Origin of the sequence: Kiloniella sp. EL199 (genome assembly GCF_900313065.1) — a bacterium.
In the GTDB taxonomy this organism is placed as follows: domain Bacteria; phylum Pseudomonadota; class Alphaproteobacteria; order Kiloniellales; family Kiloniellaceae; genus Kiloniella.
This window is the reverse complement of sequence record NZ_OMPU01000006.1, coordinates 222038-236124: the sequence shown is the minus strand read 5'-3', so window position 1 is coordinate 236124 and position 14087 is coordinate 222038. Positions and strand designations below refer to the sequence as shown.

Below are 14087 nucleotides of genomic sequence, written 5' to 3'. Positions count from 1 at the left end.
CAAGACGGACGGACCGGGCGGCCTTTCTGATCTACAGCCACGTGAACTTTGCTTGTGCGACCTCCGCGTGAGCGGCCAATACCTTCCGCCAGTTCCCCTTTTTTGACCCGGCCGCTGCGCGGTGAGCCTTTACAATGGAGCCATCTATAAAAATCAAAGCGTCTTCACATTCTGTTGCCAGCRCATCAAAGATACCTTTCCAGATACCACGCTCACCCCAACGAACRTAACGATTGTAAACCGTTGTGTGAGGGCCATAACGTTCCGGAAGAYCACGCCAGGGTGCACCTGTGCGCAAGATATAGAAGATACCATTCAGAATAACACGGTCATCACGACGGGCTGGCCCGCGACCTTTCTTCGGTAGTAAAGGCTCAATAACCTGCCACTCTTCATCACTTAAATCAAATCGGGCCATGTAAAACTCCCTAAAACGAGAGCTATGAATCACAAAAAGTTATATTCTGCAAGACATTAAAATGGGTTCACACCCTAACCAAAACCAAGGCAGTCATTCTAATGATCTTTTAGTCGCTAATGGATTTATACAAGGAGATTCGACTGATACTAAATACGAAATTTCTTTCTCGCAAAACCTACCATCAACAGGTGTAATACTTTTGCAAGGCCTCCCTGTTGGTACTGTTTTAAATCAAGGAACAATGATTTCTGGAAGTAATGGTACAGAATGGGAAATCAGTTCACCATTTTCATCCCTCGTTTTCACGATTTTGAATACTTCGATATCTGGTCCCTATACAATTATCGCAAGCAGTGGTGGATTAACATCAAAGGTTATTATTACACATACACCAGATGCTTACGGAGATGACTATATAATCGGGGGGGTCTCTGACGATTATATTTTCGGTGATCGCGTCGTTCTATTTAACAAAGAGGGCGGATATGATGTTCTGAATGCCGGGGACGGACATGACAATATCTATGGGGAAGGAAGATCACTCATTAATTCCAATGGCGGTGATGACATTCTAAATGGAGGATCTGGAAATGATACATTATATGGGGACGGAGAAGTCCTTACTAATTCCACTGGTGGAGATGACATCCTAAATGGAGGTTCCGGAGATGACGTTCTAGTCGGTGGTCGCGGAAGTGATACATTATACGGCGGACCCTCTGGTCAAGATCGATTTGTTTTTCGCAAAATTGATATTGATATACATGGTCCTGCTGAAGTCGACGTAATTAAAGATTTTCACTTTGGTGATATTATTGATCTAGGTGACTTATTAGATACGCCTCAAACAGCTTCTAATCTTGACCAATATCTTAGCTTTAACTCGAACTCTTTGGGCGTGATGCTTGAAGTAGATGTAAATCTGGATGGCAACACTAATCACTACATCATTCTCGAAGGTCAAAGCTTGTCATCACTTGGCGGAGGCTTGGGGACATCAGATATTGATATTTTAACCAATATGATCAATCAAAATTCTTTGAATACAATTGCTTAATATTAATCCCAAAATATAAAAATCATTCTAAATATTGAGTTAAAATTTTCTACCTTCGCAAATATGGAAGTCGAATATAATTACCAATAAAAAAAGACCCCGAAAACGGAGCCTTTCTTTTGCACTCTAATAAAAAATTCAGAAATTATTTCGTGCCATAAATACGGTCACCAGCATCACCCAACCCTGGAACAATGTAGCCGTGTTCGTTTAATTTTTGATCAACGGATGCCGTGTACACAGGCACATCCGGATGGCCTTTTTGAAACTCTGCAATTCCTTCTGGTGCAGCAAGCAGACATAGGAACTTAATGTTCTTGGCACCATCTTTCTTCAGACGATCGATTGCTGCCACAGCCGTATGACCCGTTGCTAACATAGGGTCCACAACAATAACTTCACGATCAGACATATCTGTTGGTACTTTGTAGTAATATTCAATCGCCTCTAGCGTTTCATGATCCCGGTATAGTCCGACATGACCAACACGTGCTGATGGCAACAGATCCATCATACCATCCAGAATACCGTTTCCAGCACGGAGGATTGAAATAAAGCAAGGTTCAAGATCACGAAGAACAGGGCACATTGCACGCTCAACCGGCGTCTCAACTTCACGTTCAGTGAGCACGAGATCCCGGGTCACTTCATACGCAAGTAACAGAGATATTTCTTTCAACAACCGACGAAAATCAGGGGTTGCTGTTTCTTTTGAACGCATTTGAGTAAGTTTTACCTGAACCAAAGGATGGTCAACGACGGTCACATTTGCGTTCATGTTAATAGCCTTCATTTTTGATGTTTCATTTTCAACAAATTATCCTTGTTACTTACCCTTTTCAGCTGTTCCTGTCGACCCCCTGTATATGTGACGCAAGCAGACAGAAGATTAAGAATTATATCTCATCATCTTTCAAAAGATGCATTTTAAAGGTGACATTTAGTCGCGACCAAACACACGCCCTTTTCCTAACAGACTGGCTTTATTATATTTTCCGGATATAAAAGCGTAAATTGATTAATTACTGAACCTTACACCATACATTGGAACTGTAAAAAACTGTTAAAAAGAGGTTGCAATTTCGTTTTTTTGAGCTATTTAAAAAATCGGACTGTTTTAGTCCGGTATGGAGAAAAGCTATGTTCCGCCTTACGAGGTTAACAGATTACGCCGTCGTTGTTCTTGGACAGATGTCCTCACAAAAAGAACAGGTAATGACTGCCCCGCAGATTGCAGAAGAAACGGGTTTGCCCCTGCCAACTGTTGCCAAAATCCTTGGTCTGTTATCCCGGCAAAACCTTATCACATCTCTGCGCGGCGCGGGTGGCGGATATATAAGCCACCAAGATGCAGCCTCTATTACTGTAGCAGATATTCTTCAATCTATCGAAGGCCCAATTGCTTTAACGGCTTGTGTCGAAGGTGCTGTTGATAACTGTTCAGTAGAGACCATGTGCCCCATGCGCGGAAATTGGAACAAAGTAAATCAAGTCGTCGCCAATGCCCTGAAAACAGTGACACTCGCCGACATGATTGATTTTCAAGACAGTTTCATTATAGACAAACAAAAATCGGACACGAACTCGGCCGAGCTTACCTGATCAATTCAAATAAAAGTCCGATAGGAGAGTAAGAGAATGGCTGCCACACAAGAAACAGTCGAACAGGTCCAATCCCTGGAGATGGACAAATATAAATATGGCTTTGTTACAGAGATAGAATCTGAAAAAGCCCCAAAAGGTTTAAGTGAAGAGACTGTCCGTTTCATCTCTGCCAAGAAAAATGAGCCAGAGTGGCTTTTGGAATGGCGCCTCAAGGCATTCCGTCTTTGGCTGACAATGCCAGAACCCAAATGGGGAAAGTTGGAAATTCCTGAAATCGATTATCAGGATTCATACTATTACTCTTCACCAAAAAGCATGGAAGATCGCCCACAGAGTTTGGACGAAGTCGATCCAGAGCTTCTTCGTACTTATGAAAAGCTGGGTATTCCAATTAAAGAGCAAGAAGTATTGGCGGGTGTGGCCGTTGATTACGTTTTTGATTCTGTGTCTGTGGCGACCACTTTCCGCGAACAACTCAAAGAAGTCGGCGTTATCTTCTGCCCGATTTCCGAAGCGATTCAGGAATATCCGGAACTCGTCAAAAAATACCTTGGCTCTGTTGTTCCTGCTGGCGATAACAAGCATGCCTGTCTGAACTCAGCCGTTTTTACCGACGGATCATTTGTATACATCCCCAAGGGCGTTCGCTGCCCGATGGAGCTATCAACCTATTTCAGAATCAATGAACTGAATACCGGACAGTTTGAACGTACACTCATTGTGGCTGACGAAGGCTCTTATGTTAGTTATCTGGAAGGCTGTACTGCGCCTCAGCGTGATGAGAATCAACTTCATGCTGCTGTTGTCGAGTTGGTGACAATGGACGATGCCGAAATCAAATACTCCACTGTTCAAAACTGGTATCCCGGCGATGAAGACGGTAAAGGCGGCATCTATAACTTCGTGACCAAGCGCGGTATCTGTAAGGGTAAAAACTCAAAAATCAGCTGGACACAGGTTGAAACAGGCTCAGCAATTACCTGGAAATATCCAAGTTGTATCCTGCAAGGTGATAATTCTGTTGGTGAGTTCTATTCCGTTGCGATTACCAATGGTCGTCAACAGGCCGATACCGGCACCAAGATGATCCACCTGGGTAAAAACACAACATCTCGAATTATTTCCAAGGGTATTTCTGCGGGCAAGTCTCAAAATACCTATCGCGGGTTGGTAAGAGTAGCCGCGAAAGCCGAAGGAGCGCGTAACTTTACCCAGTGTGACTCGCTTCTGGTCGGTGACACCTGTGGGGCGCACACTGTTCCTTATATAGAGAGCAAAAACAGATCAGCAAGACTGGAGCACGAAGCAACCACGTCGAAGATCAGTGAAGATCAGCTCTTTTACTGTCGTCAGCGCGGTATATCCGAAGAAGATGCTGTCGGTCTTGTCGTGAACGGCTTCTGTCGCGAAGTGCTTCAGGAGCTACCAATGGAATTTGCTGTTGAAGCCCAACAGCTTGTCAAAATCAGTCTGGAAGGCAGCGTCGGATAACGAAGCGCCCTATTCCACTTAGACACATAGATAAAGAGAACAGAGTAAAAAGATGTTAGAAATTAAAAACCTTCACGCAGAAGTCGATGGAAAATCCATTCTTCAGGGTATTGACCTGAACATCAACAAAGGCGAAGTCCACGCGATCATGGGACCTAACGGTTCAGGTAAATCAACACTAGCAAACGTGCTTGCCGGTCGTGATGACTATGAAGTAACCGAAGGTGGTATCTTTTTCGACGGCAAAGACATTTCCGATCTAGAACCAGAAGAACGCGCAGGCGAAGGCATCTTCTTAGCATTTCAGTATCCGGTAGAAATTCCTGGCGTCACTAATACAACATTCCTGAAAGAAGCGCTGAACGCCCAACGTCGTTATCGCGGCGAAGAAGAGCTGGACGGCATGGAATTCGTTAAAATGATCCGCGGAAAAACCAAAGAGCTTGGCATTAAGGACGATATGTTGAAACGTGCCGTTAATGTCGGCTTCTCTGGTGGTGAGAAAAAACGTAACGACATTCTGCAGATGGCTGTTCTTAATCCAAAGCTAGCAGTCTTGGATGAAACGGATTCAGGTCTTGATATTGATGCTCTTAAAGTTGTTGCCGAAGGTGTGAACAAACTACGTGCGGAAAACAACGCCATTTTGGTTATCACGCATTACCAACGTCTTCTGAACTACATTGTACCTGATCAGGTTCACGTGTTGGCTCATGGTAAAATTCGTCGTTCCGGTGGCAAAGAACTGGCACTTGAGCTGGAAGAAAAGGGTTATGCTGACTATTCTGGTGAGGCAGCCTAATGGTAACACTTCCATCAGATAAAGAGGCATTCATTGCCCACTACGACCAGACCAAGGACCACTTGCCCGGCCGTAATCTTGCGTGGCTCAATGAAACAAGAGCGAAAAACATCGCGCTGTTCAACGACATCGGATTACCATCGGCAAAAACAGAACTTTGGAAGTTCACCAGCCTTAATCCGCTAAAGAAACAGGCTTTATCTGCGCCAGAAGCATCAGGACAGGCAGCCAACGATGACCTGCCTAGACTTTTTGATGCAACAACCTCTGTTCGCCTTGTTTTCATCGACGGCAAATACTCTGAATCGCTCTCAGACACTTCTTTGCCAAGCGGCGTTACCATGGAAAGTTTGGCGACTGAGCTCGATAACGGGACCAATAGTCTCGACCAAACACGCCTGTCACGTCCCCGCGCAGAAGAGCAGCCGCTCGTAGCCTTGAATACAGCTCTTATGGCCGACGGATATATCTTGTCTGTTGCCAAGGATATTTCTGTAGAAAAAACAATCGAGATACTTCATCTTGGCAGTAACAAAGCTGAAAGTACGCATCACACCAGAAATATCATTTCTGTTGGATCAGGCAGCAAGGCAACGATTGTCGAGCACAATACCGATCATGGCGAGAACGTATATTTCTCTAATACTGCCACAGATATCAGCGTTGATGAAAACGCCACCCTGCACCATTATCGCGTTCAGGAAAGTAACAGATCTGCCTTTCTGATCTCTTCAACAGAAGTAGAAGTAGGCAAAGGCGCGACATATGACAGCTTCCTGCTGAACACTGGCGCACGACTGGCACGCTCTGACATTAATGTCAGTCTGGCAACAGAGAATTCTGCCTGCCATTTGAATGGTACCTATATGGGTACTGACGATCAGCATTGTGATATTACAACACGCGTTGACCATAAAACGCCTCATACTACCTGTGATGAAGTGATCAAAGGTGTTTTGAGCGGTAATGCCAGAGGCGTTTTCCAAGGCAAGATTATTGTTCATGAACAGGCTCAGAAAACTGTCGGCAACCAATCTCACCGGGCCATGCTGCTTTCTGACCGTGCCGAAGTTGATGCAAAACCTGAATTGGAAATCTTTGCAGATGACGTTATCTGTAGTCACGGTTGCACATCGGGACAGATCGACGAAGATGCTCTGTTCTATCTGCGGTCACGCGGCCTCTCACAGGAACAGGCACAAGCTCTTCTTGTGAACGCTTTTCTGGCTGACGCTGTTGAAGCAGTTCAAAATGAAGATCTAAAGGATCTCTTTCTGGTTAGAATATCTGACTGGCTTGAAAACAATCCTAACAAACCAGCCTGATTTGAAGTCAAGGGCATAAGGACAACACAATGAGCATAGGCACAGCAAAGAACGCTGATATGGGAACCATCAAAGCCGGTGACAATTCACTACAGGCGTTTGATGTCCATCGCATTCGCGAAGATTTCCCTATCCTTCAACGTGAAATCTATGGCCGTCCCCTCGTCTATCTGGACAGTGCTGCATCGGCACAAAAACCCCGTCAGGTTCTGGAGCGGATGCAAGAAGCCTATGAAACTTACTATTCCAATGTTCATCGTGGTGTCCACAGCCTGAGTCAGGCCTGTACCGAAGCTTTTGAATCCGGTCGCAATGCTGCCGCACGTTTTATTAATGCAGAAAGCCCGGATCAGTGTATTCTGACCAAAGGCGCCACAGAAGCAATCAATCTGGTCGCACAAAGCTACGGGCGAAACTTCCTAAAGGCGGGTGATGAGATCATCATTTCCCATATGGAACATCATTCCAATATTGTTCCCTGGCAAATTCTCAGAGATCAGATTGGTATTGAAATCAAGGTCGTGCCCATTGATGGTGATGCTAACTTCTTGCTTGAGGAATATGAAAGCCTTTTCAGCCCAAAAACCAAACTGGTTGCTGTTACTCATATCTCTAATGCTGTTGGTACGGTAACACCAATTAAAGACATCATCCGTGTTGCCCACACTCATGGTGCAAAAGTTCTGGTTGATGGTTGTCAGGCTGCCCCACATGCTCATATTGATGTGCAGGATCTAAACCCGGATTTCTACTGCTTCTCTGGCCACAAAGTTTATGGCCCCAGCGGTGTTGGTATCCTTTACGGCAAAGCGGATCTTCTCAATTCAATGCCGCCTTATCAGGGCGGTGGCGAAATGATTGATCTCGTTACCTTTGAAAAAACAACCTACAAAGAAATCCCTCATCGCTTTGAGGCAGGAACGCCTGCCATTGTCGAGGCTATCGGCCTTGGTGCTGCCATTGAATATATAGAAGCACTGGGCAAAGATAATATTGCGGCCCATGAAAACGGCATTCTTGCCTATGCTACAGAACGATTAAGCAGGATACCCGGATTGAATATTATTGGCAGGGCCAAGGAAAAGGCGAGCATTCTGTCTTTCACCATGGAAGAAGCCCACGCCCATGACATAGGAACAATCCTTGATCGCAGAGGAGTTGCCGTCCGGGCTGGTCACCACTGTGCCCAACCATTGATGCAACGCTTTGATCTGCCAGCTACGGCACGTGCCTCCTTTGGTATCTACAACACGCGCGATGAAGTTGATGCACTCGCAGACGCCCTTGAGAAAGTACGGGAACTCTTTAGCTAATGTTTGATGACGGTAAAAGCTTAAGCGATTTTCTTCCCAAGGCAGAAGAAGGTTTTAAAGCCACAGCTGGCAAGCCACTGACTGAGGGAACAGCCTTGGCAGGCAAAAGTGACATTATTGATGCCTTCCAAAGTGTTCACGATCCGGAAATTCCGGTAAATATATATGATCTCGGTCTCATCTATGGTCATGAGATGAATGAAAAAGGTGATGTTAATGTCAGCATGACGTTAACCGCCCCGAACTGTCCGGTCGCAGGGGAGCTTCCCATGCAGGTGGCCGAAGCCGTTGCTGCTGTGGAAGGTGTTGGAGAAGTCACTGTTATTCTGACCTGGTCTCCCCCCTGGAACCAAAATATGATGAGCGAAGATGCACAACTGGCGCTAGGCTTGTTTATGTAAACTTTTAATCTGGGGAATTGCCCCCATATAGTGATATAGTACGATCAGAAACTGGAAATTAAGAGACATAATCCGATGATGCCAAAACTCATCACCCTTACAGATGCTGCCGCGGATCGCGTTAAAATGCTGATGGATCAAAGTCAGGACGAAGCTGTTCTTGGTCTGCGTGTTGGCATCAGTACAAAAGGTTGTTCCGGTCTCAGCTATGTCGTGGAGTACGCCAAAGAACAAAAGAAGTTTGAAGACGTCGTTGAAGACAAGGGCGTCAAGATCTTTATTGAACCGACAGCGGTTATGTACTTGATCGGTAGCGAGATGGACTTTGTTCAGGATAAGTTCCAAAGCTCATTTGTTTTCAACAATCCAAATGAAGCAGGTCGTTGCGGTTGCGGCGAAAGTTTTCATGTTGCGCCTGAAAGCAACAAAGCTGAATTGATTACCTGACTTTTGCCTCTACACTGTCTGCATCTAAAACCTCTGCAAACACCGCACCTCTTTCCGAGTTCTAATTAAGAAATCATGTCTTATACATTTGATCCCGCTCCTGTTGTGACACTCCCCGTTGTAGGATCAGATCTCTTGTTTCCTGTCCGGCGGATATTCTGTGTAGGTCGAAACTATGCCGAACACACCAAAGAAATGGGCGGAGACCCCGATACTGAAACGCCTATGTTTTTTATGAAACCTGCTGAATCTTTAGTGGCGGCAGGTGGCTCCATTCCCTATCCCGGCGCCACAACGGATCTTCATCATGAAGTTGAACTTGTCGTCGCATTAAGAAGTGGAGGCAGTAATATTTCCCCGGAACAGGCTGGCGGACACATTTTTGGCTATGCCACGGGCGTTGACCTGACCAGAAGAGATTTACAGAAAATCTGCAAAGACAAACGCCACCCTTGGGACGTCGCAAAAGGTTTTGAGAACTCGGCTCCTTGTAGTTCGATCACGCCACAGACAAGCGATTTACTCTCGGGAACTTCCTCGATCTCGCTTCGTGTCAACAATGAAGTCCGTCAGCAGGCCACACTTGGGGATATGATCTGGTCAGTAGAACACATTATCTATCACCTAAGTCGCCTGTTTGAGCTTCGCTCAGGCGATATTATTATGACAGGCACGCCAGCAGGTGTCGGTGCGATCAAATCCGGTGATGACGTTACCTGCTCAATAGAAGGTCTTTCAGATCTCAAGTTCCAATTGACCTAAGGCCAATTGTTTAACCTCCTCTCCTCAAGTCTTTATTGATAACCGGCAATAGACAACAACTTATCGAGATCGACATTCTCTTCCATGTGCTGTGCCAGAGCATCAAGGGTTACATCGATCTCTTTTTCAAATGACAAAGCACTGGCTTCTCTTTTTTTAATCCGATTTAAAAAAGCAGCCCGATAGCTATCAGACACAAAAAGACCGTGCAGGTAACAGCCGGATATTTGTCCAGAACCAAGTTGAACTCCCTCTTCTCTTTGACCAATAGAGAGCATCGGCAGAATGTCATTAACTTGAGCCCCAGCAACTTCAGTCACCCCAACATGCATTTCATAACCGGTTATTACTTCTCCGCTACTGATGTCATGCCCCTTAACTTCTGTAAGTTTCTTGTCTCCGGTTAATACAGTTGTCACCGGTAACAGCCCCAAGCCCGAGACGGATGCCACCTCGCCCTCGATACCTTCCGGGTCAGAGATGAGAGTTCCCAACATTTGATATCCTCCGCAGATACCGAGAACCTGACCACCTCTTCTCACATGCGCGAGCAGATCAATGTCCCATCCTTGTGTTCTGAAGAATTCCAAATCACCGATTGTCGCTTTCGACCCCGGCAATATAATCAAATCGGTCTCGGCAGGAATAACATCACCAGGATGAATAAACGTCAGCTCAACATCCTCTTCTGCAATTAAAGGGTCAAAATCATCAAAGTTCGAAATACGCGAAATCAAGGGAACTGCAATGCGAATGGTGTCTCTTTTGTCAAAGGCCTTGGCCTTACCAGCAGACGAAGCACCAGACTGCACAGACACGGCATCTTCATCGGGCAATTTACGGGCATCTTTAAAATAAGGCACAACACCAAGTGAAGAAAAACCACTCTTTTCTTCTATAATAGTTACACCAGATTTAAAAAGACTGAGGTCGCCACGGAACTTGTTAATAATAACACCCTTAACAAGATCCTTTTCTTCTTGTTGTAAAAGCTCACCTGTACCAACGATAGACGCAATCACTCCACCACGATCAATATCACCAATTAGGATTACAGGAACCTGCGCAGCAATCGCAAAACCCATATTAGCAATATCACCAGATCTCAAATTTACTTCTGCAGGACTGCCCGCCCCTTCAACAAGAACAATATCCGCTTCATCAGCCAAACGATGAAAACTTTCAAGCACGGTTGGCATTAGTTCATGCCGACGGCCCCAATAGTTGCCAGTATTGGTATTGCCCCATATCTTCCCCTGCACAATGATTTGAGATCCCATATCCGTTTGTGGCTTAAGTAAAACGGGGTTCATATCAGTGGATGCTTCTACACGACAGGCCTTGGCCTGAAGTGCCTGAGCACGACCAATCTCCCCACCACAAGGCGTAACAGCAGCATTATTAGACATATTTTGAGGTTTGAAAGGTCGAACATTCAGGCCACGATTAGATAAAGCCCTGGCAATCCCGGCAACCAAAAGGGACTTACCAACATCAGATCCTGTACCTTGAAACATGATTGCGACAGTCATTAAGCGTCCTGCTACTCATAAATAAGATTGAATAATAAATAATTTTTTACAGAGAAACGCAGAGACAACCAAGTTTAAAAATGACCGCGGCAACATATAGTAAAAAATTACATAAAATTTTACATTTATTAAAGAAAAATATGAAATCAATTTCTCATTACTTTAAAATTAAACAGTATAAATTAAGTAAAAAAAATCTATTCTTACAATGTCAACAATTAATATTTTTATTTACTTTTTATTAATAGATGAGTGCCATTATGATCTCAAGTTTACGAGGAATAGGAGCCCCGAACATGTTTAACTTTGTAAAAACTTTTCTAACTGATGAATCTGGTGCAACAGCTATCGAATACGGTCTTATCGCAGCGCTTGTATCCGTTGCTGCTATTGGTGCACTCACATCACTTGGCGGGTCACTAGAAGGTATCTTTGGCGTTGCCGATAAACATCTAAAAGATGCAGCAACAGCCGCAGATACTGCAGGTGGTGGTACCGGTGGTACTGGTGGTACATAATAATAAAGTAATAAATAGTATTTAAGAGTAACAAAGGCTTCGTATATACGAAGCCTTTGTTACGTTTTAAAGCAAGTATTAGCCCGCGTATGTTTATCATTTTATTTACAAAGAATTTACCATATTCACCTTAGAATAAGGATATGATCATACGTAAAATTATTCTTATATTTATCGCTCTAATATTGAGTGGGGGTACAGCCTTTTTGGCCAAGTCCTGGCTAGACGCGAACAAGCGTCCTCACCAGTCGGCTCAATCTGTAGCCACATCCCCTCAACGAGAAGTTGAGATTTTAATAGCTAAAGCCGATATTCCATTAGGAAAGTTCGTAACAGAAAGTGATTTTATCTGGCAAGAATGGCCCGAAGATTATGCATCTGACCACCATCTCATTAAAGATAACTTCAAGATAGAAACTTTAAATGGTCAAGTTGCCAGAAAAGAAATTTCAGCAGGAGAGCCTGTTAACATTCAAAAATTTATTCGCCCGGGAGAAAGAGGTTTTCTGGCGGCAGTCTTAAAACCCGGACACAGAGCCTTGTCGATCCCGATTTCAGAAGAAACAGGCATAAATGGTCTCGTTTTCCCAGGGGACCGAGTTGATTTGATCGCCTCGATGACCATCAAAGAAGATGAAGATAAAAAAGCCAGAAAACGACATGCCAGCGAAACAGTCATGACGAATGTACGTGTTTTAGCGCTTGGTACAACGCTTAACACCCCTGAGGGTGAAACCAATAAAGGTTCAAAGACAGTCACCGTCGAATTGAAACCAAATCAAGTTGAAATTATCGCAGTAGCTAAAGTTTACGGAAAGATTTCTCTTTCGCTTCGCCCCCTAGCTAAAAACGAAGATGAATTACAAGAGTTAATCGAAACAGGCAATATTGAAGCAGATGAAAGCCCTGCAAAAGGCGATAGCTTTACTTGGGATTACGAAGCCACCCAAGTATTCCGGTTTGGGGGAGGATCCACAGGAGAATCTTTGGTAATTTCGCGTGGCAACACGTCAGTAAAAGTCGGTGGAGAATAGTGTTGCATTCTAGAATACTCTTCAAACTAGTTTCTAGTATAGTTCTAATAATGAGTTTCTCATCAGCTTATGCTCAATCTTTTCAAGCAATTGATGCGAGTGCTGATCCTTTAGAAATAGAAATCAGTGAAGGTAAACTCTTAAAATTACCCCGCTCAGCATCAAATATATTTATTGCCAATCCAGAGATCGCAGACTTAAACGTAAAGTCATCAACACTCGTTTACGTATTTGGTAAAAAAGCAGGTACGACAAGCATATTTGCCCTTGATACAAATGACAAAATCATGGCGAGTGTTCCCATAAAAGTAAATCATAATTTGAAGGTGTTAAGGGAAACACTGGATACAGCAATACCGGGACACAAAATCGCAGCCTCAACAATAAACAATGCAATTCTATTAACAGGCCAAGTCAACAGCGCCATAGATGCAGACAGTGCAAGACGTATTGCCGAGCGTTTTATCGATCCGGAAACAGAGCAAATTATATCTCAAATGTCTGTTATTGCTGCTGATCAAATTCATCTGCGCGTCCGCATAGCCGAAGTAAGAAATGAAGTCATTGAACAATTCGGGTTCAACTGGAGTGGTACAAACTTTAACGATGGATCAACAGAGATCGGTTTGGGAACCACGACATCAGCAATTCTCGCAACAAGTCCACCCAACTTATTGGGATTAACATCGACCGTAGGAAATTTTAACTTAAATGTTCTTATGGATGCAATGGCACAGGACGAATTAGTCACCATACTTGCTGAGCCTAATTTAACCGCTGTGTCTGGTGAAACTGCAGCATTCCTTGCAGGTGGTGAATTTCCTGTGCCTGTAGGCTCAACCACAGAGGACGGCCGAAGAGTCATTGTCATTGAGTTCAAAGAGTTTGGCGTTAGCCTTGCATTTACACCAACAATTATATCAGAAAACCGTATTTCCCTGCGGGTACGTCCAGAAGTCAGTCAACTTTCTGCAGATGGTGCTGTCGTTATTTCAGGAGTAGAAATTCCTGCTCTCGCAACGCGCCGAGTTGAAACAACAGTAGATTTGGGATCAGGGCAGAGTTTTGCTATTGCGGGCTTAATATTAAACAACCAAACACAAACAGCAAATAAAGTACCAGGCTTAGGTGATATTCCCATCCTTGGAAGATTATTCAAAAGCGAGCGTTTTCAAAACAATGAAAGCGAACTCGTTATCGTTGTCACCCCCTATATTGTCAAACCAACAAATGCCCCAATAGCACTACCTACTGATCCTTATGTTGAACGTACAAATGCTATCACAACTCCTAAAAATATTGATGACCCGAAAACGGCTACAAGTTCAACAACGACGCTTTCTCCAAGTTATGAACCTACCTTTATTGTGGAATAAGTG

15 protein-coding genes are annotated in these 14087 nt (G+C 44.2%); 12 read left to right on the top strand and 3 right to left on the bottom strand.

Translation table 11 applies throughout. The features are described from left to right. Nucleotides 1-31 precede the first annotated feature (31 nt). Nucleotides 32-418: an IS5 family transposase gene (locus D9A03_RS04450; RefSeq protein ID WP_120496014.1), complete on the bottom strand. Its 387-nt coding sequence runs from the start codon at nt 416-418 to the stop codon at nt 32-34. Nucleotides 419-479: 61 nt separating this feature from the next. Here D9A03_RS04450 and D9A03_RS20215 point away from each other — a divergent pair, with 61 nt between their 5' ends. Further along, complete coding sequence (locus D9A03_RS20215; RefSeq protein ID WP_120496013.1) at nt 480-1478, top strand: calcium-binding protein; 999 nt, start codon at nt 480-482, stop codon at nt 1476-1478. 145 nt (nt 1479-1623) lie between these two features. On the opposite strand, the gene upp is transcribed toward D9A03_RS20215, so the two are convergent. Then, nucleotides 1624-2256 carry a uracil phosphoribosyltransferase gene (upp, locus tag D9A03_RS04440; RefSeq protein WP_120496384.1) on the bottom strand — a complete coding sequence of 211 codons (633 nt, stop codon included), beginning with the start codon at nt 2254-2256 and terminating at the stop codon, nt 1624-1626. Nucleotides 2257-2618: 362 nt separating this feature from the next. On the opposite strand from upp, the gene D9A03_RS04435 reads away from it, so the two are divergent. The 8 genes from D9A03_RS04435 (at nt 2619) to D9A03_RS04400 (ending at nt 9624) form a co-directional block, all read left to right on the top strand. Next, on the top strand, nt 2619-3080 hold the full coding sequence (locus D9A03_RS04435; protein WP_120496012.1) for an SUF system Fe-S cluster assembly regulator: 462 nt from the start codon (nt 2619-2621) through the stop codon (nt 3078-3080). Between the two features lie 36 nt (nt 3081-3116). Continuing rightward, complete coding sequence (gene sufB, locus D9A03_RS04430) at nt 3117-4574, top strand: Fe-S cluster assembly protein SufB (protein ID WP_120496011.1); 1458 nt, start codon at nt 3117-3119, stop codon at nt 4572-4574. Nucleotides 4575-4626: 52 nt separating this feature from the next. Then, on the top strand, nt 4627-5376 hold the full coding sequence (sufC, locus tag D9A03_RS04425) for a Fe-S cluster assembly ATPase SufC (protein ID WP_120496010.1): 750 nt from the start codon (nt 4627-4629) through the stop codon (nt 5374-5376). Beyond that, nucleotides 5376-6701, top strand: a complete 1326-nt coding sequence (gene sufD, locus D9A03_RS04420) for a Fe-S cluster assembly protein SufD (protein WP_120496009.1) — start codon at nt 5376-5378, stop codon at nt 6699-6701. Before sufC ends, sufD begins: the two co-directional genes overlap by 1 nt. 29 nt (nt 6702-6730) lie before the next feature. Further along, nucleotides 6731-8014 carry an aminotransferase class V-fold PLP-dependent enzyme gene (locus D9A03_RS04415; RefSeq protein WP_305778172.1) on the top strand — a complete coding sequence of 428 codons (1284 nt, stop codon included), beginning with the start codon at nt 6731-6733 and terminating at the stop codon, nt 8012-8014. Beyond that, nucleotides 8014-8415, top strand: coding sequence for a DUF59 domain-containing protein (locus D9A03_RS04410; protein WP_120496008.1), 402 nt, complete (start codon nt 8014-8016; stop codon nt 8413-8415). Before D9A03_RS04415 ends, D9A03_RS04410 begins: the two co-directional genes overlap by 1 nt. 75 nt (nt 8416-8490) lie before the next feature. Continuing rightward, on the top strand, nt 8491-8862 hold the full coding sequence (locus tag D9A03_RS04405; protein WP_046504982.1) for an iron-sulfur cluster assembly accessory protein: 372 nt from the start codon (nt 8491-8493) through the stop codon (nt 8860-8862). Between the two features lie 75 nt (nt 8863-8937). Continuing rightward, a complete protein-coding gene (locus D9A03_RS04400) occupies nt 8938-9624 on the top strand; it encodes a fumarylacetoacetate hydrolase family protein (RefSeq protein ID WP_120496007.1) in 687 nt (228 codons plus the stop codon). A 32-nt stretch (nt 9625-9656) separates the two neighbouring features. Here D9A03_RS04400 and D9A03_RS04395 read toward each other — a convergent pair whose 3' ends face one another. Further along, the gene (locus D9A03_RS04395) at nt 9657-11156 is read right to left on the bottom strand and encodes a cobyric acid synthase (protein ID WP_254054973.1); all 1500 of its coding nucleotides are present in this window, start codon (nt 11154-11156) and stop codon (nt 9657-9659) included. 296 nt (nt 11157-11452) lie between these two features. On the opposite strand from D9A03_RS04395, the gene D9A03_RS04390 reads away from it, so the two are divergent. The 3 genes from D9A03_RS04390 to D9A03_RS04380 all read left to right on the top strand — a co-directional run bounded on the left by D9A03_RS04390 (nt 11453) and on the right by D9A03_RS04380 (nt 14084). Beyond that, a complete protein-coding gene (locus D9A03_RS04390) occupies nt 11453-11674 on the top strand; it encodes a Flp family type IVb pilin (RefSeq protein WP_120496006.1) in 222 nt (73 codons plus the stop codon). 143 nt (nt 11675-11817) lie between these two features. Beyond that, complete coding sequence (gene cpaB / locus D9A03_RS04385; RefSeq protein ID WP_120496005.1) at nt 11818-12708, top strand: Flp pilus assembly protein CpaB; 891 nt, start codon at nt 11818-11820, stop codon at nt 12706-12708. Nucleotides 12709-12710: 2 nt separating this feature from the next. After that, complete coding sequence (locus tag D9A03_RS04380; RefSeq protein WP_162937970.1) at nt 12711-14084, top strand: type II and III secretion system protein family protein; 1374 nt, start codon at nt 12711-12713, stop codon at nt 14082-14084. The last annotated feature ends 3 nt before the right edge of the window (nt 14085-14087 follow it).

Excerpts from the sequence above, each read along its gene's own strand:
- sufC (WP_120496010.1), top strand. The coding sequence starts at position 4,627 with ATGTTAGAAATTAAAAACCTTCACGCAGAAGTCGATGGAAAATCCATT.
- D9A03_RS20215 (WP_120496013.1), top strand. The coding sequence starts at position 480 with ATGGGTTCACACCCTAACCAAAACCAAGGCAGTCATTCTAATGATCTT.
- D9A03_RS04400 (WP_120496007.1), top strand. The coding sequence starts at position 8,938 with ATGTCTTATACATTTGATCCCGCTCCTGTTGTGACACTCCCCGTTGTA.
- D9A03_RS04395 (WP_254054973.1), bottom strand. The coding sequence starts at position 11,156 with ATGACTGTCGCAATCATGTTTCAAGGTACAGGATCTGATGTTGGTAAG.
- cpaB (WP_120496005.1), top strand. The coding sequence starts at position 11,818 with ATGATCATACGTAAAATTATTCTTATATTTATCGCTCTAATATTGAGT.
- sufD (WP_120496009.1), top strand. The coding sequence starts at position 5,376 with ATGGTAACACTTCCATCAGATAAAGAGGCATTCATTGCCCACTACGAC.
- D9A03_RS04415 (WP_305778172.1), top strand. The coding sequence starts at position 6,731 with ATGAGCATAGGCACAGCAAAGAACGCTGATATGGGAACCATCAAAGCC.
- sufB (WP_120496011.1), top strand. The coding sequence starts at position 3,117 with ATGGCTGCCACACAAGAAACAGTCGAACAGGTCCAATCCCTGGAGATG.
- D9A03_RS04435 (WP_120496012.1), top strand. The coding sequence starts at position 2,619 with ATGTTCCGCCTTACGAGGTTAACAGATTACGCCGTCGTTGTTCTTGGA.
- D9A03_RS04405 (WP_046504982.1), top strand. The coding sequence starts at position 8,491 with ATGATGCCAAAACTCATCACCCTTACAGATGCTGCCGCGGATCGCGTT.
- D9A03_RS04390 (WP_120496006.1), top strand. The coding sequence starts at position 11,453 with ATGTTTAACTTTGTAAAAACTTTTCTAACTGATGAATCTGGTGCAACA.
- D9A03_RS04410 (WP_120496008.1), top strand. The coding sequence starts at position 8,014 with ATGTTTGATGACGGTAAAAGCTTAAGCGATTTTCTTCCCAAGGCAGAA.
- upp (WP_120496384.1), bottom strand. The coding sequence starts at position 2,256 with ATGAACGCAAATGTGACCGTCGTTGACCATCCTTTGGTTCAGGTAAAA.